General features: G+C 71.6%; 26 protein-coding genes. 7 read left to right on the plus strand and 19 right to left on the minus strand.

Features of this window, described 5'->3' with window-relative positions:
- Positions 1–17: 17 nt before the first annotated feature.
- The 8 genes from GH740_RS07810 to infC form a co-directional block, all read right to left on the minus strand.
- Positions 18–929: an amino acid ABC transporter permease gene (locus GH740_RS07810; RefSeq protein WP_153745574.1), complete on the minus strand. Its 912-nt coding sequence runs from the start codon at positions 927–929 to the stop codon at positions 18–20.
- Complete coding sequence (locus tag GH740_RS07815) at positions 926–1,609, minus strand: amino acid ABC transporter permease (RefSeq protein WP_153745575.1); 684 nt, start codon at positions 1,607–1,609, stop codon at positions 926–928. The genes GH740_RS07810 and GH740_RS07815 overlap by 4 nt, the downstream gene beginning before the upstream one ends.
- A 92-nt stretch (positions 1,610–1,701) precedes the next feature.
- On the minus strand, positions 1,702–2,610 hold the full coding sequence (locus tag GH740_RS07820; protein WP_153745576.1) for a glutamate ABC transporter substrate-binding protein: 909 nt from the start codon (positions 2,608–2,610) through the stop codon (positions 1,702–1,704).
- 28 nt (positions 2,611–2,638) lie between these two features.
- On the minus strand, positions 2,639–3,367 hold the full coding sequence (locus tag GH740_RS07825; RefSeq protein WP_172978340.1) for an amino acid ABC transporter ATP-binding protein: 729 nt from the start codon (positions 3,365–3,367) through the stop codon (positions 2,639–2,641).
- A 113-nt stretch (positions 3,368–3,480) separates the two neighbouring features.
- A complete protein-coding gene (locus GH740_RS07830; protein WP_367641083.1) occupies positions 3,481–4,296 on the minus strand; it encodes a TrmH family RNA methyltransferase in 816 nt (271 codons plus the stop codon).
- A gap of 84 nt (positions 4,297–4,380) precedes the next feature.
- The gene (gene rplT, locus GH740_RS07835) at positions 4,381–4,761 is read right to left on the minus strand and encodes a 50S ribosomal protein L20 (protein WP_153745578.1); all 381 of its coding nucleotides are present in this window, start codon (positions 4,759–4,761) and stop codon (positions 4,381–4,383) included.
- 31 nt (positions 4,762–4,792) lie between these two features.
- A complete protein-coding gene (rpmI, locus tag GH740_RS07840) occupies positions 4,793–4,987 on the minus strand; it encodes a 50S ribosomal protein L35 (RefSeq protein ID WP_153745579.1) in 195 nt (64 codons plus the stop codon).
- Between the two features lie 66 nt (positions 4,988–5,053).
- Positions 5,054–5,734, minus strand: coding sequence for a translation initiation factor IF-3 (gene infC, locus GH740_RS07845; RefSeq protein WP_367641086.1), 681 nt, complete (start codon positions 5,732–5,734; stop codon positions 5,054–5,056).
- Positions 5,735–5,897: 163 nt separating this feature from the next.
- On the opposite strand from infC, the gene GH740_RS07850 reads away from it, so the two are divergent.
- Complete coding sequence (locus GH740_RS07850) at positions 5,898–6,293, plus strand: DUF1844 domain-containing protein (RefSeq protein ID WP_367641088.1); 396 nt, start codon at positions 5,898–5,900, stop codon at positions 6,291–6,293.
- Between the two features lie 6 nt (positions 6,294–6,299).
- Here the strand turns inward: GH740_RS07850 and GH740_RS07855 are convergent, their stop codons facing one another.
- Genes GH740_RS07855 through GH740_RS07880 form a run of 6 tightly spaced genes read right to left on the minus strand, consistent with a single transcriptional unit; the run spans position 6,300 to position 10,547 of the window.
- Positions 6,300–7,079 (minus strand): SseB family protein, encoded by a 780-nt coding sequence (locus GH740_RS07855; protein WP_153745580.1) that lies wholly within the window; start codon positions 7,077–7,079, stop codon positions 6,300–6,302.
- Positions 7,063–7,812 (minus strand): bifunctional 1-(5-phosphoribosyl)-5-((5-phosphoribosylamino)methylideneamino)imidazole-4-carboxamide isomerase/phosphoribosylanthranilate isomerase PriA, encoded by a 750-nt coding sequence (gene priA, locus GH740_RS07860; RefSeq protein WP_367641090.1) that lies wholly within the window; start codon positions 7,810–7,812, stop codon positions 7,063–7,065. Before priA ends, GH740_RS07855 begins: the two co-directional genes overlap by 17 nt.
- Positions 7,813–7,816: 4 nt before the next feature.
- Positions 7,817–8,467 (minus strand): imidazole glycerol phosphate synthase subunit HisH, encoded by a 651-nt coding sequence (gene hisH / locus GH740_RS07865; protein ID WP_367641092.1) that lies wholly within the window; start codon positions 8,465–8,467, stop codon positions 7,817–7,819.
- Positions 8,464–9,075 (minus strand): imidazoleglycerol-phosphate dehydratase HisB, encoded by a 612-nt coding sequence (hisB, locus tag GH740_RS07870; RefSeq protein ID WP_153745581.1) that lies wholly within the window; start codon positions 9,073–9,075, stop codon positions 8,464–8,466. Before hisB ends, hisH begins: the two co-directional genes overlap by 4 nt.
- Positions 9,072–10,166: a histidinol-phosphate transaminase gene (locus GH740_RS07875; RefSeq protein ID WP_153745582.1), complete on the minus strand. Its 1,095-nt coding sequence runs from the start codon at positions 10,164–10,166 to the stop codon at positions 9,072–9,074. The genes hisB and GH740_RS07875 overlap by 4 nt, the downstream gene beginning before the upstream one ends.
- Positions 10,167–10,187: 21 nt before the next feature.
- The gene (locus GH740_RS07880) at positions 10,188–10,547 is read right to left on the minus strand and encodes a LysM peptidoglycan-binding domain-containing protein (RefSeq protein ID WP_153745583.1); all 360 of its coding nucleotides are present in this window, start codon (positions 10,545–10,547) and stop codon (positions 10,188–10,190) included.
- A gap of 285 nt (positions 10,548–10,832) precedes the next feature.
- Here GH740_RS07880 and lexA point away from each other — a divergent pair, with 285 nt between their 5' ends.
- Together lexA and GH740_RS07890 are read left to right on the plus strand one after the other, a co-directional pair.
- Positions 10,833–11,534: a transcriptional repressor LexA gene (lexA, locus tag GH740_RS07885; RefSeq protein ID WP_153745584.1), complete on the plus strand. Its 702-nt coding sequence runs from the start codon at positions 10,833–10,835 to the stop codon at positions 11,532–11,534.
- A gap of 67 nt (positions 11,535–11,601) precedes the next feature.
- The gene (locus tag GH740_RS07890; protein WP_153745585.1) at positions 11,602–13,494 is read left to right on the plus strand and encodes a prolyl oligopeptidase family serine peptidase; all 1,893 of its coding nucleotides are present in this window, start codon (positions 11,602–11,604) and stop codon (positions 13,492–13,494) included.
- 7 nt (positions 13,495–13,501) lie between these two features.
- On the opposite strand, the gene hflX is transcribed toward GH740_RS07890, so the two are convergent.
- Complete coding sequence (gene hflX / locus GH740_RS07895; protein ID WP_153745586.1) at positions 13,502–15,019, minus strand: GTPase HflX; 1,518 nt, start codon at positions 15,017–15,019, stop codon at positions 13,502–13,504.
- Positions 15,020–15,072: 53 nt separating this feature from the next.
- Between hflX and GH740_RS07900 the strand changes: the two genes are divergently transcribed.
- Positions 15,073–15,714 (plus strand): class I SAM-dependent methyltransferase, encoded by a 642-nt coding sequence (locus GH740_RS07900; RefSeq protein ID WP_153745587.1) that lies wholly within the window; start codon positions 15,073–15,075, stop codon positions 15,712–15,714.
- Between the two features lie 18 nt (positions 15,715–15,732).
- On the opposite strand, the gene dapF is transcribed toward GH740_RS07900, so the two are convergent.
- Genes dapF through miaB form a run of 4 tightly spaced genes read right to left on the minus strand, consistent with a single transcriptional unit; the run spans position 15,733 to position 19,690 of the window.
- Positions 15,733–16,587, minus strand: a complete 855-nt coding sequence (gene dapF, locus GH740_RS07905) for a diaminopimelate epimerase (protein ID WP_153745588.1) — start codon at positions 16,585–16,587, stop codon at positions 15,733–15,735.
- 25 nt (positions 16,588–16,612) lie between these two features.
- The gene (locus GH740_RS07910; RefSeq protein ID WP_367641096.1) at positions 16,613–17,158 is read right to left on the minus strand and encodes a dihydrofolate reductase family protein; all 546 of its coding nucleotides are present in this window, start codon (positions 17,156–17,158) and stop codon (positions 16,613–16,615) included.
- A 40-nt stretch (positions 17,159–17,198) separates the two neighbouring features.
- Positions 17,199–18,143, minus strand: a complete 945-nt coding sequence (gene miaA / locus GH740_RS07915) for a tRNA (adenosine(37)-N6)-dimethylallyltransferase MiaA (RefSeq protein ID WP_153745590.1) — start codon at positions 18,141–18,143, stop codon at positions 17,199–17,201.
- A complete protein-coding gene (gene miaB, locus GH740_RS07920; protein ID WP_153745591.1) occupies positions 18,140–19,690 on the minus strand; it encodes a tRNA (N6-isopentenyl adenosine(37)-C2)-methylthiotransferase MiaB in 1,551 nt (516 codons plus the stop codon). Before miaB ends, miaA begins: the two co-directional genes overlap by 4 nt.
- 157 nt (positions 19,691–19,847) lie before the next feature.
- Here miaB and GH740_RS07925 point away from each other — a divergent pair, with 157 nt between their 5' ends.
- Genes GH740_RS07925 through GH740_RS07935 form a run of 3 tightly spaced genes read left to right on the plus strand, consistent with a single transcriptional unit; the run spans position 19,848 to position 23,079 of the window.
- Entirely contained in the window at positions 19,848–21,149 is a 1,302-nt protein-coding gene (locus GH740_RS07925) for an efflux RND transporter periplasmic adaptor subunit (protein WP_172978334.1), read from the plus strand.
- Positions 21,146–21,850 (plus strand): ABC transporter ATP-binding protein, encoded by a 705-nt coding sequence (locus tag GH740_RS07930; protein WP_367641099.1) that lies wholly within the window; start codon positions 21,146–21,148, stop codon positions 21,848–21,850. Before GH740_RS07925 ends, GH740_RS07930 begins: the two co-directional genes overlap by 4 nt.
- Complete coding sequence (locus GH740_RS07935) at positions 21,847–23,079, plus strand: ABC transporter permease (protein ID WP_153745593.1); 1,233 nt, start codon at positions 21,847–21,849, stop codon at positions 23,077–23,079. The genes GH740_RS07930 and GH740_RS07935 overlap by 4 nt, the downstream gene beginning before the upstream one ends.
- Positions 23,080–23,105: the final 26 nt, after the last annotated feature.

Here is a 23,105-nt window from a genome sequence, read left to right on the forward strand (position 1 = left end):
CGGCCGACCCCGCCGGGTCAGCCGTTGCGCCGGCGGCCGCCGCGGCGCTGCACCGCTATCATCTCCGTCATCGTGACGGCGTCGCCGCCCGCGCCCTCGATCGCCACCGGCGCCGCCCGCAGCTTCGGCGAGCGGCGCATGCTCCTCTCCACCCGGTAGGCGATGTAGGACAGGATCAGGCACAGGATGACGTAGACGGTGCCGCCGACGATGGCGGCGGGCACCTGCGGCGAGCCGAAGTCGATCTGCGTGCCGAGCAGCTTGATGACGTACAGCAGCTCGGGGAACGTGATGATGAACCCGAGGGCGGTGTCCTTCAGCGCGACGACCAGCTGCGAGATGATCACCGGCATCATCGCGCGCACCGCCTGCGGCAGCAGGATCAGGCGCATCACGGCGTTCTTGCGCAGGCCGATGGCGTAGCCGGCCTCCTTCTGGCCGCGCGGCAGCGATTCCACGCCCGCGCGCAGCGCCTCGGCGAGGACGGACCCGTTGTAGGCGATCAGCGCGACGACCACCGCGAGGTACGGGTCCACCCGCACGCCCACCACGGGTAGGCCGTAGTACAGGATCATCATGAAGATCAGCACCGGGACGGCGCGCAGGATCTCGACGATCCAGCCGACCGGCCCGCGCACCCACGCGTGGTCGGACAGGCGCCCGACGGCGAGGATGAACCCGAGGATCAGTGCGCCGACGGCGGCGACGACGAACGCGGACAGGGTGTGCTGCAGGCCTTCGAACAGCAGCAGCCACGGCCGGGTGTACGTGAACAGCGACCACTTCTGCGCCGTGAACTGGCCGGTGGCGAACATCCGCCAGACGGCGAGGCCGGCAAGGGCCAGGACGACGAGGACGGTGGCGATGCCGAGGATGCGGTTGCGCAGCCGTGCGCGGGGGCCGGGCACGTCGTACAGGACGGAGCTCATCGCTCGACCCTCCACTTCTTCTCGAGCACGCGCTGCAGCCACGCCAGCAGCAGCACCAGGACGACGAAGATCGCCGCGATCAGCAGCAGTGTGAGCAGCTGGTTCGCGCCGGAGACCATCTCCAGGAAGATGTTGCCGGTGCCGCCGGCCTCGCGGTGCTCGCTGAGGTTCGCGGAGACCGAGCCGAGGTTCAGCACGGAGAACCCGGCCGCGACCGTGGTGTTCTTCAGGAGGGCGATGAGCACGCTCATCATCGGGGGGACGACCGAGCGGAAGGCCTGCGGCATCACGACCAGGCTCATCACCTGGCCGAACGTGAGGCCGAGGGCGCGGGCGGCCTCGGCCTGTCCCACCGGGACGGTGTTGACCCCGGAGCGGATCGTCTCGGCGACGTACGTGGCGGTGTAGATGCCGAGGGCGACAGTGGCGAGCGCTATCGCGTTGATGCGCTGGCCGAGCAGGATCGGAATCGCGAACGCGAAGAAGAACATCACCAGGGTCAGCGGGGTGTTGCGGATCCAGTTCACGTAGACGGCGCCGACGCCGCGGGCGATCGGGATCGGCGAGACCCGCATGGCGCCCACGAGCACCCCGAGGATCAGCGCGATGATCCCGCCTCCGAAGAACAGGACCAGCGTGCCGATGATCGCCTGCACCCACAGGGATGCGATGCCCTCCATCGGGCTCCCTTCGTTCGCGGACCGCGGATGCCGCAGGGCGCGGCGGGGACGGTGGTGCGGCGGCGGCGCGTGGGCGCCGCCGCCGCTGCCGATCAGCCGACCGGGTCGACGGCGGGCTGGTCTGCCTTCACACCCGATGCGCCGAGGTTGTTGTCGAAGATCTTCTGCCACACGTCGTGCCCGTTCGTGAGCACGTTGTTGAAGAACGTCTGCAGTGCGGCGTCGTTCTTGGCCAGGCCGATGCCGTAGCGCTCCTCACTGAACACGTCGCCGACGGTCTTCAGGTGCTCCGGGTCCTGGGCCGCGTAGCCCAGCAGGATCGCCTCGTCGGTGGTCACCGCGTCCACCTGGCCCTGCAGCAGGTCCTGCACGCAGGTGGAGTAGGTGTCGTACTCCTTGGTCTTGGCGGGCGTGTCGGACTTGATCCGCTGGATCGAGGTCGAGCCGGTGGCCGAGCAGACGACGTCGTCGGCTGTCAGCGACTTCTCGCCGGTGATCGTGGTGTTGTCCTTGGCGACCAGCAGCCCCTGCCCGGTGATGAAGTAGGGCCCGGCGAACGAGATCTGCTCCTTGCGCTTGTCGGTGATCGAGTACGTGCCGACGTAGTAGTCGATGTCGCCGTTCACGATGGACTGCTCACGGTTCGCCGACGCAATCGGCTTGAACGTGATCTTGTCCTCGCCGTAGCCGAGGGACGCCGCCATCCAGCGGGCGATGTCGACGTCGAAGCCGGTGCGCTTCCCGGTCGTGGTGTCGAGGTAGCCCAGGCCCGGCTGGTCCTCCTTCACGCCGATCGTGATCTTGTCGTTCTTCTTGATGTTGTCGTACGTCGGGCTGCCGGTGAGGTCGACGCTCGTGGCGACCGTCCACGGGGTGCTGCCGCCGGCGTTGCCGCCGTCACCGGTGCCGCCGGTTCCCGGTCCCGCGCCGTTGCACCCGGTGAGGGCGATGGCGGCTGCGGCTGCCAGGCTCAGCCCGGCGATGATGCGTGAGGTGCGCATGTGTTTCTCCTTTGTGGGGGGATCTCGGTCAGTGGGTCAGGAGCTTCGAGAGGAAGTCCTTGGCCCTGGCCGACTGCGGGTTCGTGAAGAACTCCTCGGGCGTGGCCTGTTCGACGATCTGCCCGTCGGCCATGAACACGACGCGGTCGGCGGCCTTGCGTGCGAAGCCCATCTCATGCGTGACGACGATCATCGTCATCCCGTCCTGCGCCAGGCCCACCATGACGTCGAGGACCTCGTTGATCATCTCCGGGTCCAGGGCGCTGGTGGGCTCGTCGAACAGCATCACCTTCGGGTTCATGGCCAGCGCGCGGGCTATCGCGACGCGCTGCTGCTGACCGCCGGAGAGCTGTCCGGGAAGCTTCTCGGCCTGCTGCGCGACGCCCACGCGGTCGAGCAGGGCACGGGCCTGGGTCTCGGCGTCCGCCTTGCGCATCTTGCGGACCTTGATCGGCCCGAGGGTGACGTTGTCGAGGATCGTCAGGTGCGAGAACAGGTTGAACGACTGGAACACCATGCCGACGTCGCTGCGCAGCTGCGCGAGACCCTTGCCCTCCTGGGGCAGCAGGGCGCCGTCGATCGTGATGGTGCCGCTGGTGATCGTCTCCAGACGGTTGATGGTGCGGCACAGCGTCGACTTGCCGGACCCGGACGGGCCGATCACGACGACCACCTCGCCGCGGTTCACGGTCAGGTCGATGTCCTTGAGGGCCTGGAAATCGCCGTAGTGCTTCTGCACGTTCTCGACGACGACCAGGGGGTCGCCCCGCCGCACCGAGATGTTCGACGTCGCCGGAGCCGTGTCTGCGGGGGTCATGCAGACAACCCTATGGAAGGTCCGAGGAAATTCGCGATACCCGGCCCGGACGTTTATCGATCCGTGACCGAGGCCCGGTGCGCGAACGCCGATTCGTACAGGCAGACGCTGGCGGCGGTGGCGAGGTTCAGCGATTCGGCCTGCCCATAGATCGGCAGGCGCAGCGCGGCGTCGGCGAGCGGAAGCGCATCGTCGTCGAGGCCGCGCGCCTCGTTGCCGAACAGCCATGCGGTCCGGCGGGCGAGCGCCCCGGACTCGCGGGCGGCCAGCAGGTCGTCGCCCTTGACGTCGGCGGCGACGATCCACAGCCCGGCGGCGCGGGCCGCGGCGGTGACGTCGGCGAGCTCGCCGCCCACGGCGATCGGCACGTGGAACAGCGAGCCGGTGGTGGACCGGACGACCTTCGGGTTGTACGGGTCGACCGTCCGACCGGTGAGGATGACGGCATCCGCCCCCGCGGCGTCGGCGGCCCGGATGATGGTGCCGAGGTTGCCGGGGTCGCGCACCTGCTCGCACACGGCCAGCAGGCGCGGCGAGGCCGCCAGGACGTCGGCGACACGGACGGGAAACTGGCGCGCCACCGCGAGGACGCCCTGCGGGGTCACCGTGTCGGCCATCGCCGCGAGGACATGGTCGGTCGTGTAGGTCAGCTCGATCCCGGCGTCGGCGGCGTGATGGCCGAGGTCGGTGTGCTTCTCGGCGGCGGTGGGCGTGGCGAACAGCTCGACGATGCCGTGCGGCCGGTAGGTCAGCGCCTCACGGACCGCCTGGGGGCCTTCGAGCAGGAACAGCCCGGTCTCGTCGCGGACGCGGCGCTTGGCCAGTCGGGCGACCGAGCGCACCCGGGGCGATCGGGGGTTCTCCAGCACCGCTTCAGTCTAGGGCGGGCACCGCGCCGGCATGCGGCAAGGGCGCCCCTCCGGCGGGAGGGACGCCCTTCCTGACGGCTCGGGTCACGCCCTGGGGGCGTTCACGTTCTCCGGCAGCGCCTTCTTCGCGGTCGCGACGAGCGCGGCGAACGCGGCCTGGTCGTTCACGGCCAGCTCGGCGAGCATGCGGCGGTCCACCTGCACATCGGCCAGACGCAGGCCCTGCATCAAGCGGTTGTAGGTCAGGCCGTTCTGGCGGCTGGCGGCGTTGATGCGCTGGATCCACAGGCGACGGAAGTCGCCCTTGCGGCGGCGACGGTCGCGGTACGCGTAGACGAGCGAGTGGGTGACCTGCTCCTTCGCCTTGCGGTACAGGCGCGAACGCTGACCCCGGTAGCCGGAGGCGCGCTCCAGGATGACGCGACGCTTCTTCTGGGCGTTGACGGCCCGCTTGACTCTAGCCATTTCGTTTCTTCCTCACATGCAATCGGTCGCGTCAGCGTCCGAGGAGCTTCTTGACGTTCTTCGCGTCGGCGTTCGAGATCGCCTCGTCCTTGTTCAGGCGACGGGTGCGGCGGCTCGGCTTCACCTCGAGGTGGTGACGCATGCCGGACTGCTGCTTCATGATCTTTCCGCTGCCGGTGACCTTGAAGCGCTTCTTGGCGCTCGAGTTCGTCTTCTGCTTCGGCATTTCTCTTCCTTCGTTGTGCATCCCGAAAAGCGGGAATGGTCATCCCGCGGTGCGGGAGCGTGGGGGCTAGTGGGCGGCGTCGGCCGCCGGGGTGTCCGCAGGACCGGCCTTCGCCTGCCGCGCCGCTTCCTTGTGCGCGGCCCGCTGAGCGTTCTGCTCGGTCTTGACCTCGGACTTGTTCTTGTGCGGCGCTATCACCATCACCATGTTGCGGCCGTCGATCCGGGGGCTGGACTCCACGGTGCCGAACTCGGCGACATCCTCGGCGAAGCGCTTGAGCAGGCGCACACCCAGCTCCGGGCGCGACTGCTCACGGCCGCGGAAAAGGATCATGGCCTTCACCTTGTCGCCGGTCTGGAGGAACCCCTCGGCGCGCTTGAGCTTGGTCGTGTAGTCGTGCGCCTCGATCTTCAGGCGGAAGCGGACCTCCTTGAGGACCGTGTTGGCCTGGTTGCGACGGGCTTCCTTGGCCTTCTGCGCGGCCTCGTACTTGAACTTCCCGTAGTCCATGATCTTGACCACGGGAGGCTTCGAGTTGGGCGCGACCTCGACGAGATCGAGGTCTGCCTCCTGAGCCAGACGCTGCGCAACCTGGATGGCGACGACGCCGACCTGCTCACCGTTGGGTCCGACGAGTCGGACCTCCGGGACGCGGATGCGCTCGTTGGTGCGGGGATCGCTGATGCGGAACTCCTCTGTCGTGCGGGTTCCCGCGACACGGATGCGTCGCAGGCGGCCACACGCCACCCGCACGGTGCGCCACGCACCGGCTTCGCACCCTGACTGCCGGCGAACCGGCGGAGTGCAACGACCCGGTAGCCTGGAACGGCAAGCGCGGGTGGGATGTGATCCTCTTTCGCCCCGGAGCCAGACGGCCCCGGAACCCGCCTAGTCTAGCAGAGAGTGCGACGTGAACACGATTCCGGACCAGTCCGATCAGGATGCCGCGCGGCAGGCGCGGTGGGCCGAGCAGGAGCGCGCCGCAGCGGCCGCGACCCGGGACATCGCGGATGTTCCCGCCGTCGAGGTGATCACCACCACCGCCGTCCACCTGATGAGCGCCGCCGCGGTCAAGCTCGGGCTCGCGGACGACCCGGAGGCGCAGCTGGATCTGGACGAGGCCCGCAAGCTCATCAACGCCCTCGCAGGGCTGATCACCGCCGGCTCCCCGGAGATCAGCAGCGCACACGCCGCCCCGCTGCGCGACGGGCTGCGGTCGCTGCAGCTCGCGTTCCGTGAGGCGTCCCCGATCCCCGACCCGATCGGCAAGGGGCCGGGCGAGAAGTGGACCGGCCCGGTCAGCTGACCGGGCTCAGCGGCTCAGCCTGACGCTGAGCGAGTCCACGAGCGTCGCTATCCGGTCGTCGGCCGCCCAGCGCTTCGCCAGCCGCGCGAGGACGGCATCCAGCTGCTGCTGGTCCAGGCCCTCCACGAGCTTCAGGTGCACGATGAGTTCCGGCCCGCGCAGGCGCGCGGTGGGGTCTCCGGACGCCACCTGGAGGTCCAGGACGGCGAGCTCCCGCCCGACGCTGTCCTGGAGTCCGGCGAACACCTCGGGGCTGCGGTGGCTGGGCTCCCACGGGAGCTGCTGTCCGATAGCCCACACCGCCGGCCGGCGCAGCACGTGCTCGGTGGGCGAGCCGGGATCGATCACGATGAGGTCGGTGTCGTCGTCGGCTGCGGCCAGGGCGGTGCGCACGCCCTGCACCGGGACCGGCCGGGCGGCGTCATCCCAGCGCCGCATCGAGTCCACCGACGTGAACACGGGCAGCACCCGGCGCCCGTCGGGGGCGGCCACCGTGACGATCGACAGTTCCTGGGTCTTGTCCACGGTCAGTCCGGTGGGGCCGACGCCCTCGTCGCCCTTCTCGGCGACCAGCGGGATCAGCAGCCGCGCGGTGCGGTAGGCCTCGACGACCGGCACCGGATCCCCGTCCGCGGGAAACGCCGTCAGCGCCGCAAGCAGCGCGGGGTCCGCGGACCCGTCGTCGCCGGAGCTGGCGTTGGGCTGGAAGCTGCGGCCCGCCCAGGGCACCCCGGCGGAGTCGCCGGTGTTCGGCTCGTGGCCGCAGTGGTCAGTCGCGTGCGACATCCAGGGCCTCGGCCAGCGTGAAAGCGCCGGAGTACAACGCCTTGCCCACTATCGCGCCCTCGACGCCGGCGGGCACGAGCTCGCGCAGCGCGATGATGTCGTCCAGGCTCGCCACGCCGCCCGAGGCGACGACGGGCTTGGGGGTGTGCTCGGTGATCTGCCGCAGCAGGTCGAGGTTCGGGCCGCGCAGCGTGCCGTCCTTCGTGACATCGGTCACGACGTAGCGGCTGCACCCGGCGTCCTCGAGCCGCTCCAGCACGGTCCACAGGTCGCCGCCCTCGCGGGTCCAGCCGCGGGCGGCGAGGGTCGTGCCGCGCACGTCGAGCCCCACGGCGATGGCGTCGCCGTACCGACCGATGACGTGGGCCGCCCATTCCGGGTTCTCCAGGGCGGCGGTGCCGAGGTTGATGCGCGTGGCGCCGGACTCCAGCGCCGCCTCCAGGGAGGCGTCGTCGCGGATGCCGCCGGACAGCTCCACCTGCACGCCGCGCACGGCCTTGATCGCCTTGCGCAGCACGGCGGTATTGCTGCCGCGTCCGAACGCGGCGTCCAGGTCGACCAGGTGCACCCAGTCGGCGCCCTGCCGGGCCCACTCGAGGGCCGCTTCGACGGGATCGCCGTAGTCGGTCTCGCTGCCGGCCTCACCCTGGGTGAGGCGGACAGCCTTGCCGCCCGCGACGTCGACAGCGGGCAGCAGGATCAATTCGGGTGTGGCGGCGAAATCACTGGGCACGAGGTCACAGGGTAGCCCGACCCAGGCCGCCGATCCAATTGGACAGGAGGCGGATGCCCGCGGCCCCGGACTTCTCCGGGTGGAACTGGGTCGCCGACAGCGGGCCGTTCTCCACGGCCGCAAGGAACGGGGTGCCGTACGTGCACCACGTGAGCCGGGGCGACGGCAGCGGCGGCTGCGGCGTGAGCTCCCACCGGGCCGCCGCGAACGAGTGCACGAAATAGAAGCGCTCGTCCTCGATGCCGGCGAACAGGCGGCTGCCCGGATCGGGCTGCACCGTGTTCCAGCCGATGTGCGGCAGCACCGGGGCATCCAGCTCCGTGACCGTCCCCGGCCACTGGCCGAGGCCCTCGGTGTCGGCGCCGCGTTCGACGCCGCGTTCGAACAGGACCTGCATGCCCACGCAGATGCCCAGCACCGCGCGCCCGCCGGCCAGCCGGCGGTCGATGAGCTCGTCGGCGCGGATGCCGCGCAGCGCCGCCATCACGGCGGCGAACGCACCCACGCCGGGCACCACGAGTCCGTCGGCATCCATCACGAGGCCCCGGTCGGCGCTCAGGCGCGCGTCGGCGCCGGCGGCATCCAGCGCCTTCACGGCGGAGTGGACGTTCCCGGACCCGTAGTCCAGGACCGCGACCAGGGGGCGGTCCGTCACAGGGCGCCCTTGGTGCTCGGGATGCCGACGACGCTCTCGTCGTGCGCCTTGGCCTGACGGAACGCGCGGGCGAACGCCTTGAACTCGGCCTCCGCAATGTGGTGCGGGTCGCGACCGCCGAGCACCCGCACGTGCGTGGTGAGGCCGGCGTGGAACGTGATGGCCTCGAACGAGTGACGCACGAGCGATCCGGTGAAGTGGCCGCCGATGAGGTGCAGTGCGAAGCCGTCGGGCTCGCCGTCGTGCACCAGGTAGGGGCGTCCGCTGATGTCGACGACGGCCTGGGCCAGCGCCTCGTCGAGCGGGACGAGCGCGTCGCCATACCGGGAGATGCCGGACTTGTCGCCGAGCGCCTCGCGGATGGCGTCACCGAGCACTATCGAGACGTCCTCCACGGTGTGGTGCGCGTCGATGTCGGTGTCGCCGGACGCGCGGACGGTCAGATCCGTCAGCGAGTGCTTCGCGAACGCGGTCAGCAGGTGGTCGAAGAACGGCACCGTCGTGTCGATCCGGCCCACCCCGGTGCCGTCGAGGTTCAGCTCGAGCTCGACCGTCGACTCGCTCGTGGTGCGGGTGCGGGAGGCGGTGCGGGCGTCGCGGCTGGTCATGACGCCGAGTCTATCGAGGCCAGCGCGTCCAGGAACGCGCTGGTCTCCTCCTCCGTCCCGGCTGTGACGCGCAGGCTCCGGGGCAGTCCGACGTCGCGCACGAGCACGCCGCGGTCGTACAGCGCCTGCCATGTCGCGGCGGGGTCGTCGACGCCGGCGAACAGCACGAAGTTCGTCCACGACTCGTACGGCGTATACCCCAGCGCGGTGAGCGTGGCGGAGATCCGGTCGCGCTGGGCGATGATGTCGTCGACGGCCGCGAGCATCGTCGGCGCGTGCCGCAGGGCCGCCGACGCGGCCGCCTGGGTCAGCGCGCTGAGGTGGTACGGCAGCCGGACCAGGCGCAGCGCGTCGATCACGGCCGGGTCGGCGGCGAGGTAGCCGACGCGTGCGCCGGCGAACGCGAACGCCTTGCTCATCGTGCGCGAGACGACCAGGCGCTCGCGGTCCGGCAGCAGGGTGAGCGCGGAGCGCTCGTCACGCGGCGCGAACTCGAAGTACGCCTCGTCGACGATCACGATCCCGTCGGTGCTGTCGTACACGGCCTCGATCACGTCGATCGGCATGGGGGTGCCGGTGGGGTTGTTCGGTGAGCACAGCATCACGACATCCGGCCTCACGTCCGCGACCTGCGCGGCCGCCGATTCAGCGTCGACCGTGAAGTCGTGGCCGCGTTCCCCCGCCACCCAGGTGCCGCCGGTGCCGCGGGTCAGCAGCGGATACATCGAGTACGTGGGGCCGAACCCGAACACCGTGCGGCCGGGCCCCGCAAACGCCTGCAGCAGGTGCTGCAGCACCTCGTTCGAGCCGTTCGCGGCCCAGATCCGGTCTCCGGTGAGTCCGTGCCCGAGGTACTCCGCGAACCCCTCCCGCAGTTGTGTGAACTCACGGTCCGGGTAGCGGTTCACGTCCCGCAGCGCGAGGGCGACGGAATCGAGGATGTCGTCGGCGACCTCCTTGGGCACCGGGTGCGTGTTCTCGTTAACGTTCAGGGCGACGGGAAGAGGAGCCTGCGGGGCGCCGTACGGGGTCAGTCCGCGCAGGTCGTCACGTATCGGCAGGTCGTCGAGTCGGGCGCTCACGCGTTCCATCGTAGAGCGCGCGACGGCAGGTCACCGGGCCGGTGCATATTCCGGCGGAAGCGCCAGCTCCTGGCCGGGCACGACGGTGACCCCCTGCAGGGCGTTCAGCCGGACGACGGCGTCCACGACGTCGCGGGGGTCGGCGCGGGGTGCCACGCGCTGGGCTATCGTCCACAGCGATTCCCCGGCGTTCACGGTCACGGTGGCGAAGCTGCTCGCGGGGGCGCCGCTCTCTCGCGATGCGAGTGCCGATCCGCCGCCGATGATCGAGGCGGCCAGGGCGACGGCGATGGGCAGCGCGACGACGGCGGCGAGCACGCGCCGACCGCGGCGGGTGATCCGCAGGCGCGTCGTGGCGGCGGGTGCCACGCTGATGCCGATAGTGCTCATTGCTCCTCCTCGGTGTTCCGGTCCGGCGCGTGTGCGGCGCCGGTCCGGGCCAGAGATTCGGGAGGGAGCCTCGGCCGGGAGGCACTCTCCCGAATCTCTCTTCCGAATCTAGATTCGATTGTGTAGTCTGTCAAGTGGGAATCTCTTCCGAATCGGATCGAAGGCGACACGCCTTGCGGCTGCCCTCGATCCGCTCCGGAAGCGGATACCGTTTCGATGAGGACACCCCACCACGGACCTCCGACATTCGAAGACGCTGCGGTGCGCGGCACGACGGGAGCTGACATGAGCGATGCGATGCAGGATGGCGGCGGGGCCGGCGTGAAGCCGCGGCGGCAGACGCGCCGGCGCAAGAGTCTGAGCGACAAGCAGATGGCGATCCTGGAGGTCATCCAGCGCTCGATCGCCCGGTACGGCTATCCCCCGAGCATGCGCGAGATCGGCGACGCGGTGGGATTGAAGTCGCTGTCCAGCGTGACGCACCAGCTGAACCAGCTGGAGCTGAGCGGCTACCTGCGCCGCGATGCCGGCAAGACGCGTGCGATGGAGGTACTGATCGACCTGCCGGGGGTGTCCACCGAGAATCCCGCCGACACCGCCACCGCCGTCGGCGACGCGGCGCTCGTCCCCCTGGTCGGCCACATCGCGGCGGGCGTGCCGATCACCGCCGAGCAGCAGGTGGAGGAGATCTTCCCGCTCCCGCGCCAGCTCGTGGGCAAGGGCGACCTGTTCATGCTGAAGGTGCAGGGCGAGTCGATGATCGACGCGGCCATCTGCGACGGCGACTGGGTCGTCGTACGCGCGCAGGCGACCGCCGACAACGGCGACATCGTCGCGGCGATGCTCGACGGCGAGGCTACCGTCAAGACGTTCCGCCAGCGCGACGGCCACACGTGGCTGCTGCCCCGCAACTCCGCGTTCGAGCCGATCCTCGGCGACGACGCCGTCGTCCTCGGCAGGGTCGTGGCGGTGCTGCGCGCGGTCTGACCGGGGCCGCGCCGCGTCGGGACGGCCCACGGGGCCATCCCGACGCGTCCGGGTTACGGTGGGGTGCATGGCGCAGACCCTTCCCTTCGGCTCCTGGCCGTCACCGATCACCGCGCAGCTGGCGGCCGAATCCGCGGCGCGCATCGACGGGGCGCGGTTCGTCGGCGACGACGTGTGGTGGGGTGAGTCGGTGCCTGCCGAGGGCGGCCGGATGACGGTGCGCTCCCGCCGCCACGGCATCCTGCTTCCCTCCCCCTGGAACGTGGCGTCGCGCGTGCACGAATACGGCGGCGGCGCATGGACAGCGGCCGGGGACGGTCGCCTCTTCTTCGTCGAGAAGACGGATCAGCGGGTCTGGGAGCTCGCCGGCGGGCGGACCCGCGCGCTCACGCCGCAGAAGGGCGGCCAGCGGTACGGGGGCCTGACCTGGCAGCAGAACCGGCTGCTGGCCGTGCGCGAGACGCACACCGGCGCGCCGGTCCCGGTCCGGGACATCGTGGAGATCGTCCCGAAGGCCGTCCCCCGGATTCTGTCGCTGGCGTCGGGCAGCGACTTCGTCGCGCACCCCGCCCTGTCCCCGGACGGCACTCGACTCGCCTGGATCGCGTGGGACCACCCGGACATGCCGTGGGACCGCACGCAGCTGCGGGTGCGGCCCCTGACCGGCCCCGGCGATCCGGTGACGGTGGCGGGCGGCGACTCCTCGGTGCTGCAGCCGGAGTGGGTCGACGCCGATACCCTCGTGTACGCGGATGACGCCGGCGACCGCTGGAACCTGTGGCGGGTGCGCCTGTCGGCCGGCCTCGAGCGCTCCGCGGTGTCGGTCGCGGATGCCGACACCGGCGGGCCGGTGTGGGTCCTCGGCAGGCGCTGGTACCGTCCGCTGCCGGACCGGCGGATCGTCGCGGTCCGCACGAACGGCGGCGACGAGGTCGTGGTCCTCGACCCCGCCACGCAGGCGGAGTCCGCCCTGGCGCTGGATGCCACCGCGGACGTGTCGATCGAGGACATCCGCGGCACCCGCGTGCTGCTCACCGCCGCCGGGGCCTTCACACCGACCGCGGTGTGGGTCGTGGACCTGGACCGCCCGGACCGGCCGGAGCGGGTGGCGGGTGGATCCGCCGGCTGGGACGCGGCGTGGACGCCGGCCGCGCAGGCGGTGACGTTCGACGGGCCGCACGGCGCCGTGCACGCGTTCGAGTACCCGCCGACGAGCCCGGACGCCGTGGGCCCGGCGGGCGAACGGCCTCCGTACCTGGTGCTCGTGCACGGCGGCCCCACGTCACACACCGCTCCCGCGGCGTCGGCGAAGACGGCGTTCTTCACGAGCCGCGGCATCGGCGTGCTGGACGTGAACTACGGCGGCTCGACCGGGTACGGCCGCGCGTACCGCGAGCGCCTGCGCGGCCAGTGGGGCGTCGTGGACGTCGACGACGTCGCGGCCGCAGCGGCGGGGCTCGCGGCGGCGGGGCACGCAGACGCCGGCCGTCTGGCGATCGACGGCGGCTCGGCGGGCGGCTGGACGGTGCTCGCGGCGCTCACGGACACGGATGTCTTCGCCGCCGGGATCTCCCGGTACGGGGTGGGCGACGCGCGGGCCCTCGCCGCCGACACACACGACTTCGAGGCGCGCTACCTCGACGGGCTGATCGGCCCGCTGCCGGAGGCCGAGGACCTGTACCGGCAGCGTTCGCCGCTGTCGCGCCCGGAGCGCTTCCGCGTACCGGTGCTGCTGCTGCAGGGCGCGGACGACCCGGTCGTTCCGCCGGCGCAGGCGGAGGCCATCCGGGCGGCTCTGGCCGAGCGCGGGATCCCGCACGCATACGTGCTGTACGAGGGTGAGGGACACGGGTTCCGCCGAACTGAGACCGTGATCGACGTGCTCGAGAAGGAGCTCGCGTTCCTCGGCGCCGTGTTCGGGTTCACGCCGGCCGACGTGCCCCCGCTGGCCCTCTCCTGACGCCTCGTCAGGCGGGCACGGCGAAGGGGGCAAGCTGCGCCGCCAGCTGCGCGCCGACGCGCACGTGCAGCAGGGTGCCGCCCTCCTCGTGGCGCTGCGACAGGATCATCCCGGTCTCGTGTGCGGCCGAGACGAGGTCGCCGCGGTCGTACGGGACCAGCGCGGTGACCTCGACGGCCGGCAGCGGCAGCGCGGCCTCGATCGCGGCACGCAGCTGCTCGATGCCCTCTCCGGTCCGGCTGGAGACGAACAGGGCGGCCGGCTCGAGTCCGCGCAGCACGAGCCGGGCGTCCTCGTCGACGAGGTCGGCCTTATTGAACACGACGACCTCGGGGATGTCGCGGCCGCCCACATCGCCGATCACGTCGCGCACCGTCGCCAGCTGCGCGGCCGGGTCGGGGTGCGCGGCATCCACGACGTGCAGGATCACGTCGGCGTCGGCGACCTCCTCCAGCGTCGAGCGGAACGCCTCGACGAGCTGGTGGGGCAGGTTGCGGACGAAGCCGACCGTGTCGGTGAGCGTATAGACGCGGCCGTCGGATGCCTCGGAGCGGCGCACCGTGGCATCCAGCGTCGCGAACAGCGCATTCTCCACGAGCACGCCGGCGCTGGTCAGCCGGTTCAGCAGGCTCGACTTGCCGGCGTTCGTGTAGCCGGCGATGGCGACGGACGGGACGGTGTGCCGATGCCGCTCGGCCCGCTTGGCGGCGCGCGCGGGACCGAAGTCGCGGATCTGCCGTCGCAGCAGCGCCATCCGGGTGCGGATCCGGCGGCGGTCCAGCTCGATCTTCGTCTCACCGGGTCCGCGCGAGCCCATCCCGGCGCCGCCGGCACCCACCTGGCCGCCGGCCTGCCGGCTCATCGAGTCGCCCCAGCCGCGCAGCCGCGGCAGCAGGTACTCGAGCTGGGCCAGCTCCACCTGGGCCTTGCCCTCCCGGCTCTTGGCGTGCTGGCTGAAGATGTCCAGGATCACGGTGGTCCGGTCGATCACCTTGACCTTCACGACGTCCTCGAGCGCGCGCCGCTGGCTGGGGGCCAGCTCGGTGTCGGCGATCACCGTGTCGGCGTTCACGGCCGCGACGATCCCGCGCAGCTCCTCCGCCTTTCCGCGGCCGACGTACGTCGCGGGGTCCGGGTGCGGGCGCCGCTGCAGGACGCCGTCCAGCACGACGGCACCGGCCGTCTCGGCGAGGGCGGCGAGCTCGCGCAGCGAGTTCTCGGCGTCCTCCTGCTCCCCCTGCGGGTGCACACCCACCAGGACGACGTTCTCCAGTCGCAGCTGCCGGTACTCGACCTCGGTGACGTCCTCGAGCTCGGTGGACAGGCCCGGAACGCGGCGCAGCGCCGCGCGCTCCTGCCGGTCCCACTGGTCGCCGTCGTACGGGTCGCGCCCCTGCTCGTCGGCGGTCGCGTCATCCTGCAGCGCCTGGGCGGCGCCGAACACGCGCACGCCGGAGTGCGCGTCCGCGCGCGCGAGGACGCGGTCCACCGGGTCGACGGGGTTCTCGCTGGCGCGCTCCTCCATTCGCACCACTCTAGTCGGCGCGGGGTCCCGCGCTTCCGCTACGCTGAAACGTCATGGGCGGTGACCACTACTTCAGCGCGTCGCCAGCCAGTGCCGAGAACCTCCGCACCATCGTGGTGCGGCTGGCCGGCCGCGACGTCGAGGTCACGACCGCGAGCGGGGTGTTCAGTCCGGATCGACTGGATGCCGGGACCGGAGTGCTGCTGGCGAACACGCCTCCTCCTCCTCCCGGCGGGGACATCCTGGACCTCGGCTGCGGCTGGGGGCCGATCGCGCTGAGCGTCGCGCTGGACTCGCCACACGCGACGGTGTGGGCGGTGGATGTGAACGAGCGCTCGCTGGATCTCGTCCGGCGCAACGCCGCCGCTCTCGGCCTGGACAACGTGCGCGCCGTGCGGCCCGACGATGTTCCCGACGACATTGTGTTCCGCGGCATCCGCTCCAATCCGCCGATCCGGGTGGGCAAGAGCGAACTGCACGACATGCTGCTGCGCTGGATCCCCCGGTTGGACCTGCGCAGCGACGGCTGGTTCGTGGTGCAGCGCAATCTCGGCTCGGATTCGCTGCAGCGGTGGCTTGCCGCGACGCTCGGGCAGGGTTACACCGTGCACCGGGCGGCCACCGGGCGCGGCTACCGCGTGCTGAAGGTGCGCCGGCACGGCACGCCGCCCACCGAGGTCATCGACCTGCCCTGACCGGAGGCGGGTCGGCGGTCACGCGAGAGTGAACTGCCCGGAGTAGACCAGGGTCGCCGGCCCCGACAGCAGCACGTGGCCGTCGACCATGCGCACGCCCAGCCGCCCGCCGGGCACGTCGACCGTCCACCGGTCGGGCGCGCCGCTGCCGGCCCAGTCCCGCACGGCGAGCGCCGTGGCCGCGACGCCGGTGCCGCAGCTGAGCGTCTCGCCGACACCGCGCTCGAACACGCGCATCCGCACGGCGCCGACGTCGCCGGTCACGAGCGGGTCGGCGGGGACCACGAACTCCACGTTCGCCCCCGCCGGCGGCGCCGGATCCAGAATCGGGTGCGCGGTGAGATCGAGGCCCGCCAGCTCGTCTTCGGACGACAGTGCCACCACGACGTGCGGGTTGCCGACGTCCACGCCGAGGCCTGGCCGCGCGACATCCAGCCCGCGGGCGCGGACGAGGACGTCGCCGCGCTCGAGGCGGAACCGGCCGAGGTCGGCCTCGTAGCCGAGGTCGCTGCGGGTGACCCGCAGCGCGCCGTTGCGGGTGCCGATGAGGATGCCGTCGTCGCCGAGCGCGGCGAGGCCACTCTGGAGCAGGTAGTGCACGTATACGCGGATGCCGTTGCCGCACATCTCCGCTGTCGACCCGTCGGCGTTGCGGTAGTCCATGAACCACTCGGCGCCGCCGGCGGCCTGCGCCGGGTCGATAGCGGCGCTGCGGACCACGCGCAGGACGCCGTCGGCGCCGACGCCGAAGTGCCGGTCGCACAGCGCGGCGACCTGATCTTCGGTCAGGTCCAGTGCACCGTCGGGGTCGGGCACTATGACGAAGTCGTTGCCGGTGCCGTGGCCCTTGGTGAAGGAGATAGTGGTGGACATCGGCTCCCATCCTAGGGGTGGGGCGTCACCGTCCCGCGGGCGGCAGCGGCCCGCGCACGCGGTATCGGCCGCACAGGAAGCTGCGGTTGCGCGCGACCTCCATCAGTTCCAGGTCCAGCGCCCGGGGCAGGAGGGGAGAACCTGCGCCGAGCGTGACCGGCGCGAACTGCACCCACACCTCGTCGAGCAGGCCGGCGTCCGCGAAAGCGCCGACCAGCTCTCCGCCGCCGACGAGCCAGACATCCTTCCCCTTCGCGGCCTGCGTCATCGCCGCGTGCACGGGGCGGATGTCGCCCTGGACGAAGCGGATGTCGGCCTCGCCGCGCACGGGCAGGTCGCGGTGGGTGAACACCCACGTGGGCTGTGCGTACGGCCACGGCCCGTCGTCGTGCGCGAGGACCCATTCGTACGTGGACGCGCCCATCGCCAAGGCGCCGATCCCGTCGATGAACGCGGAGTAGTGCATCGGGCCGGCCTCGTCGATGTCCTGGTGCAGCAGCCAGTGCAGCGAGTGGTCGGTCGTGGCGATGAAGCCGTCGAGGCTGGATGCCGTGTAGAAGTGCGTGCTCACGCCGCCATGATGCCGCACGCCGCCGACGCCGTCACCTGCGTCAGCTCGAGCCGTCGGCGAGGGTCGCGGCATCCGTCGCCGGCCCCACCCACCGCACATCCGGATACCGCCGGAACCAGGACACCTGTCGCCGCGCGTAGCGGCGGGTCAGAGCCTGCGTCTGGGCGATGGCGTCGGCCTCGGTCAGCGCGCCCCGCAGCTGGGCGAGGGCCTGCGCGTAGCCGATGGCCCGCGGGGCGGTGGTGCCGCGCTCCAGGCCCTGCTCGCGCAGCGCCCGCACTTCGTCCACCAGGCCTGCGCGCCACATGTCCTGAACGCGGGCGTCGAGCCGCTCGACCAGGGCGGCGCGGTCGACGTGCACGCCGATGATCCGGGTGGCGGGATGCCACAGCACGGGCCGGTCGGGAAGGGCGGCGCCGTGGGTCTCGCGCCCCTGCGCGAGCACCTCCAGGGCACGGACGATGCGGCGGGCGTTGCGGGGGTCGACGCGGGCCGCCGTGGCCGGGTCCTGCTGCCGCAGCCGCGCGTACAGCGCGCCGGGGCCGTCCGCCTCAAGCTCCGCCTCCAGCCGGGCGCGCACGGCGTCGTCGCGGGGCGGGAAGCGGAAGTCGTACAGCACGCTCGACACGTACAGCCCGGACCCGCCGACGAGGATCGCGTCCTTGCCGCGCGCGTGGATCGCCGCGATGGCGGCGCGCGCGTCGCGCTGATACCCGGCCACGGCGGCGTCCTCGGTCACCTCCAGCACGTCGAGCATCCGGTGCGGAATGCCGCGCCGGGCGGAGGGCGGCAGCTTGGCCGTTCCGATGTCCATCCCCCGGTACAGCTGCATGGCGTCACCGTTGACGATCTCGGCGGGCACGCCCCGGGCGGCCAGCGCGTCGGCGAGGTCGAGAGACAGCGCGGTCTTGCCGGTTCCGGTGGCTCCCACAACCGCCCACACGCGCCGGCTGTCGGCGTCGGTCGCCGGGATGTGCGCGCTCAACGGGCGGCGGGGGCGCCGATCGTCGGCATGCCGAGGGCGACGCTGCCGCCGGCGGCAGTCCCGTGCGACGGCACCGCGCAGGAGGAGGCCTGGCCGCGCTCCCACGCGTCCCCGGCGCGCGTGCGCCGGATCCGCAGCGGCGCGCCGGCGGGCGCGTCGGCCAGCAGGTGGAACGGCGCCGCGTGCGTGATCGTGACGGTGACCATGTCGCCAGGCCGGGGAAGGTCGGACCCGTCGGGCACCTCGAAGTGCACGAGCCGGTTGTCGCGCGCCCGGCCGGTCAGGCGGTGGGTCGCGGCATCCTTCTTGCCCTCGCCGGTGGACACCAGCACCTCGACCTCGCGGCCGAGCTGCTTCTCGTTCTCCTCGAGGCAGATCCGCTCCTGCAGGGCGATGAGCCGGTCGTAGCGCTCCTGCACGACATGCTTGGGCACCTGGTCGGCCATCGTGGCGGCCGGCGTGCCCTCGCGGATCGAATACTGGAACGTGAACGCGCTGGCGAACCGGGCCTGCTCGACGACCCGCAGAGTGTCCTCGAAGTCCTCGTCGGTCTCGCCCGGAAAGCCCACGATGATGTCGGTGGTGATCGCCGCGTCCGGGATCTTCGCGCGGACGCGGTCGAGGATGCCGAGGAACTTGGCGCTGCGGTAGGAGCGGCGCATCGCCTTCAGGATGGCGTCGCTGCCGGACTGCAGCGGCATGTGCAGCTGCGGCATGACGGTGGGCGTGTCGGCCATCGCGTCGATGACGTCGTCGGTGAACATCGCGGGGTGCGGGCTGGTAAAGCGGACCCGCTCCAGCCCGTCGATCTCGCCGGTGGCGCGCAGGAGTTTCGCGAACGCCTGCCGGTCGCCGAATTCGACCCCGTAGGAGTTGACGTTCTGACCGAGCAGCGTCACCTCGATGGCGCCGTCGTCGACGAGCATCCGGATCTCGCTGAGGATGTCGCCGGGGCGGCGGTCCTTCTCCTTGCCGCGCAGGCTCGGCACGATGCAGAACGTGCACGTGTTGTTGCAGCCGACGGAGATGGACACCCAGCCGCTGTAGGCGCTCTCGCGCTTGGTGGGCAGCGTGGAGGGGAACACTTCGAGCGACTCGAGGATCTCCAGCGCCGCCTCGCCGTTGTGCCGGGCGCGCTCGAGCAGGCTCGGCAGCGATCCCATGTTGTGGGTGCCGAACACGACGTCCACCCAGGGCGCCTTGTCGAGGACGGCCTGCTTGTCCATCTGGGCGAGGCACCCGCCGACGGCGATCTGCATGCCGACGTGCTTGTCCTTGCGGCTCTTCAGGTGTCCGAGCGTGCCGTACAGCTTGCCGGCGGCGTTGTCGCGCACTGCGCACGTGTTGATCACGACGACGTCCGGCTCCTCGCCGGCGCCCGCGGGAAGGTAGCCCGCGCTCTCCAAGGACCCGGCCAGCCGTTCGGAGTCGTGCACGTTCATCTGGCAGCCGAACGTGCGCACCTCGTAGGTGCGGGCGCGTCCGTCGGCATCCTGCGCTGCGGGCGAGGGCGCGATGAGCGTCGGCGCGGAGGACGGGGATGTCATGATCCCGCTATTCTACGTCGCCGCCGGCGCGCCGGCCCAGAGCCCGCGCGACCGGTGTTCATAGCCTTCTCATCACGTTTGCTGGGCCGGATCCATGAGCGCCCGGCCTACCGTGAGCGGCGTCCGATGCGATGTGCCTGCAAGGAGGCCACACGACATGAGCGCCCGATCCCGCGTCCGGCGTGTTCCGCGATGGGCGTGGATCACCGCTGCCGTCACCGTGGCGGCCATCATCGCCGTGTCGGTCTGGACGTTCGGCTACGCGATCCCGACCCAGTCGGCATCCGCCCGGACCGTCGTGCGCACGGCGACCGCGGCGCTGCGCACGATGGAGCAGACCGTGACGGCAACCGGCACCGCCGCGCCCGCCGTGCAGGACGCCGTGGACTTCGCCGTCCCCGGCACCGTCGTGAGCGTGGACGTGAAAGCCGGCGACACGGTGAAGAAGGGCCAGGCGCTGGCGAAGGTCGACACGCTGCAGCTGCATGCCGCGGTGCTGCAGGCGCAGGCGACCCTCGCGCAGGCGCGGGTCTCGCTCGCCTCCGCGCAGGGCGCGGACGACGGCACCGGCGCGGCGGCGGCGCGGCTGGCCGCGGCGTCCGCGGCCGTCGACGTCGACGCGCAGGCGGTGGCGCAGGCGAAGACGGCGATGTCGCAGGCGACGCTGATCGCCCCCGACGCGGGCCTCGTCACCGCCGTCACTATCGCCGTCGGCGACCGGGTGTCCGGGTCGGGGTCCCCTGGCGCGGGCGGGTCCGGATCGGGATCGAGCGGGCCTGCGGCGGGCGGCTCGGCGACCGCGGCGTCGACCGGGGTGGCCAGCGGCGCCGTGACGATCGTCGGCACCACGGCGTGGACGGTGGATGCCGCGGTCGGCGAGACCGCCGTATCGCACGTGTCCGTCGGCGAGCAGGTGGAGCTCGGCACCGCCGACGGGAGGGCCCTGTTCGGTGTGGTGAGCTCGGTCGGGCTCGTGCCCTCGACGACGACCGGATCCGCGCAGTATCCGGTGACGATAACGGTGACCGGCACGGGTGCCGGGCTGTTCGACGGCGTCTCGGTGACGGCGGCGATCGTGTACCAGCGGCGCACCGACGTGCTGGCGGTGCCGTCCGCGGCGGTGACGACGACCGCGGGCAGGAGCACGGTTGCCGTCGTCGGCACCGGCGGCGCGCAGACGGTGACCGCCGTCACCGTCGGCGAGGTCGCGGGCGGATACACCGAGATCACCGGCGGCGTGAAGGAAGGGGCCGCGGTGATCGTGGCGTCCTTCGCTCCGGGTGCCGGGCGGACCGGGACGACGACGGGCCGCGGCGGCGCGTCACGGTTCCCGGGCGGGTTCACCGGCGGCGGATTCGGAGGGGGCGGGTTCACCGGCGGCGGATTCGGCGGCGGCGGGTTCACCGGCGGCGGATTCGGGGGGCAGACGCGCCAAGGGACGCCGGGGGGCGGGCAGTGAGCGCCGCGCCGGTGATCGCGCTGACCGCGGCACACAAGACGTACCGCACCGGCGACATCGAGGTGGCGGCGCTGCGCGGCATCGACCTCGAGGTCGAGGCGGGCGAATACCTCGCGATCATGGGACCGTCGGGATCGGGGAAGTCGTCGCTCATGAACATCCTCGGCTGCCTGGACGTACTCACCGGCGGCGCGTATCGGCTCGCAGGCGAGGACGTCGAGCACCTGGGTGAGCCGGCGCTGGCCCGCGTGCGCAACCGTCAGATCGGGTTCGTGTTCCAGCAGTTCCACCTGCTGCCGAGCCTGTCGGCGCTGCGCAACGTTGAACTGCCGATGCTGTATGGCCGGATCGAGCGGGCCGAGCGGCGCGAGCGCGCCACGGCGGCGCTGAGAAGCGTCGGGCTCGGCGACCGCCTTAACCATCGACCCGGGGAGCTGTCAGGCGGGCAGCAGCAGCGCGCCGCGGTGGCACGTGCGCTGGCGGCGGACCCGACGATCATCCTCGCTGACGAGCCCACCGGGAACCTGGACTCCGTGTCCACCGACGAGGTCCTCGAGCTGTTCGACCGGCTGCACGCGGACGGCCGCACCATCGTCCTCATCACGCACGAGCGCGACGTCGCCGCCCGTGCGTCCCGCATCGTGACGATGCGGGACGGGCAGGTGGTCTCCGACTCGCGGGGAGAGGACGCGGCCGGATGACCTGGACCGAGACGCTCGCGACGTCCTGGCATGCACTGCGCAGCCACGCGCTGCGGTCACTGCTGACCGTGCTCGGCATTCTCGTGGGCATCGCGGCGGTGATCGTCACCGTCGGGCTGGGACTGGGCACGCAGCAGGATGTCAGCGCCCAGATCAATGCCCTGGGCAGCAATCTGCTCATCGTCTCACCCGGATCGAGCACGAGCACCGGCGGCGTGCGCGGCGGCTTCGGGTCCGCGACCACGCTTACCGTCGCTGACGCGGCGGCGCTGCGCTCCGCTGTCGCCGCGCCGGACGTGGCATCCGTCGCGCCGGAGAAGTCGGCGTCGCTGCCGTTGACTGCCGGCGCCGTGAACTGGACCACCACCGTCACCGGGGCCACGACCGCGTGGCCGGCGGTGCGCTCCCGGACGACGGCTCAGGGATCGTTCTTCACGGCTGCCCAGTACGACGCGAACGCCGACGTGGTCGTGCTCGGTCCCGACACCGCCGATGAGCTTTTCGGCAGCACCGCGGTCGTGGGACAGTCGGTCACGATCGGCGGCACGGGCTTCCAGGTCATCGGTGTGCTCGCCCCCGCCGGCGCGAGCACCTCCACGAACCTCGACGACGTCGCCGTCATGCCGCTGTCGAGTGCCGTCGGCACGGTGATGGGGGGAATCGGCGCCGATGCGGTCTCGCGCATCTATGTGAAGGCGGCGTCCGACCGCGTGCTGTCGGCCGCGTCGCAGGAGGTCACCGCGCTGCTGACGAACGTGCACGGGATCACGGACGCGGCCGACGTCGACTTCACCGTGTCCAGCCAGACCGCACTCGTGGACACCGCGACGTCGATCTTCCGGACGCTGACGGTCCTGCTCACCGGGATCGCGGCACTGTCGCTGCTGGTGGGCGGCATCGGCGTGATGAACATCATGCTGATGTCGGTCTCAGAGCGCACGCGCGAGATAGGACTGCGCAAGGCGCTCGGCGCCCCGCCGGGTGCGATTCGACGCCAGTTCCTCGTCGAGGCGGGCATCCTCGGGCTCGCCGGCGGCGTACTCGGGGTGATGGTGGGGGTCACCACCACCTGGGTGCTGCCCGCGCTGATCGGCAGCTCGGTGATCGCATCGGTCCCCACCGTCCTGCTCGCCCTGGCGGTCGCGCTCGCGATCGGCCTCGTCTTCGGCGTGTACCCGGCCACCCGGGCGGCGCGTCTCACCCCCATCGACGCCCTGCGCAGCGAATAGCGCGCAGCCAAGAAACGGACATCCCC

The organism is Microbacterium sp. SYP-A9085 (assembly GCF_009649635.1).
Taxonomy (GTDB): Bacteria; Actinomycetota; Actinomycetes; order Actinomycetales; family Microbacteriaceae; genus Microbacterium.

Coding starts and splice junctions, on each gene's coding strand:
- miaB (WP_153745591.1), bottom strand. CDS start 19,690: ATGACATCCCCGTCCTCCGCGCCGACGCTCATCGCGCCCTCGCCCGCA.
- GH740_RS07810 (WP_153745574.1), bottom strand. CDS start 929: ATGAGCTCCGTCCTGTACGACGTGCCCGGCCCCCGCGCACGGCTGCGC.
- GH740_RS07900 (WP_153745587.1), top strand. CDS start 15,073: ATGGGCGGTGACCACTACTTCAGCGCGTCGCCAGCCAGTGCCGAGAAC.
- hisB (WP_153745581.1), bottom strand. CDS start 9,075: ATGACCAGCCGCGACGCCCGCACCGCCTCCCGCACCCGCACCACGAGC.
- GH740_RS07820 (WP_153745576.1), bottom strand. CDS start 2,610: ATGCGCACCTCACGCATCATCGCCGGGCTGAGCCTGGCAGCCGCAGCC.
- rpmI (WP_153745579.1), bottom strand. CDS start 4,987: ATGCCGAAGCAGAAGACGAACTCGAGCGCCAAGAAGCGCTTCAAGGTC.
- GH740_RS07890 (WP_153745585.1), top strand. CDS start 11,602: ATGGCGCAGACCCTTCCCTTCGGCTCCTGGCCGTCACCGATCACCGCG.
- lexA (WP_153745584.1), top strand. CDS start 10,833: ATGAGCGATGCGATGCAGGATGGCGGCGGGGCCGGCGTGAAGCCGCGG.
- hflX (WP_153745586.1), bottom strand. CDS start 15,019: ATGGAGGAGCGCGCCAGCGAGAACCCCGTCGACCCGGTGGACCGCGTC.
- GH740_RS07875 (WP_153745582.1), bottom strand. CDS start 10,166: ATGGAACGCGTGAGCGCCCGACTCGACGACCTGCCGATACGTGACGAC.
- GH740_RS07815 (WP_153745575.1), bottom strand. CDS start 1,609: ATGGAGGGCATCGCATCCCTGTGGGTGCAGGCGATCATCGGCACGCTG.
- dapF (WP_153745588.1), bottom strand. CDS start 16,587: ATGTCCACCACTATCTCCTTCACCAAGGGCCACGGCACCGGCAACGAC.
- GH740_RS07925 (WP_172978334.1), top strand. CDS start 19,848: ATGAGCGCCCGATCCCGCGTCCGGCGTGTTCCGCGATGGGCGTGGATC.
- GH740_RS07880 (WP_153745583.1), bottom strand. CDS start 10,547: ATGAGCACTATCGGCATCAGCGTGGCACCCGCCGCCACGACGCGCCTG.
- GH740_RS07855 (WP_153745580.1), bottom strand. CDS start 7,079: ATGTCGCACGCGACTGACCACTGCGGCCACGAGCCGAACACCGGCGAC.
- rplT (WP_153745578.1), bottom strand. CDS start 4,761: ATGGCTAGAGTCAAGCGGGCCGTCAACGCCCAGAAGAAGCGTCGCGTC.
- GH740_RS07935 (WP_153745593.1), top strand. CDS start 21,847: ATGACCTGGACCGAGACGCTCGCGACGTCCTGGCATGCACTGCGCAGC.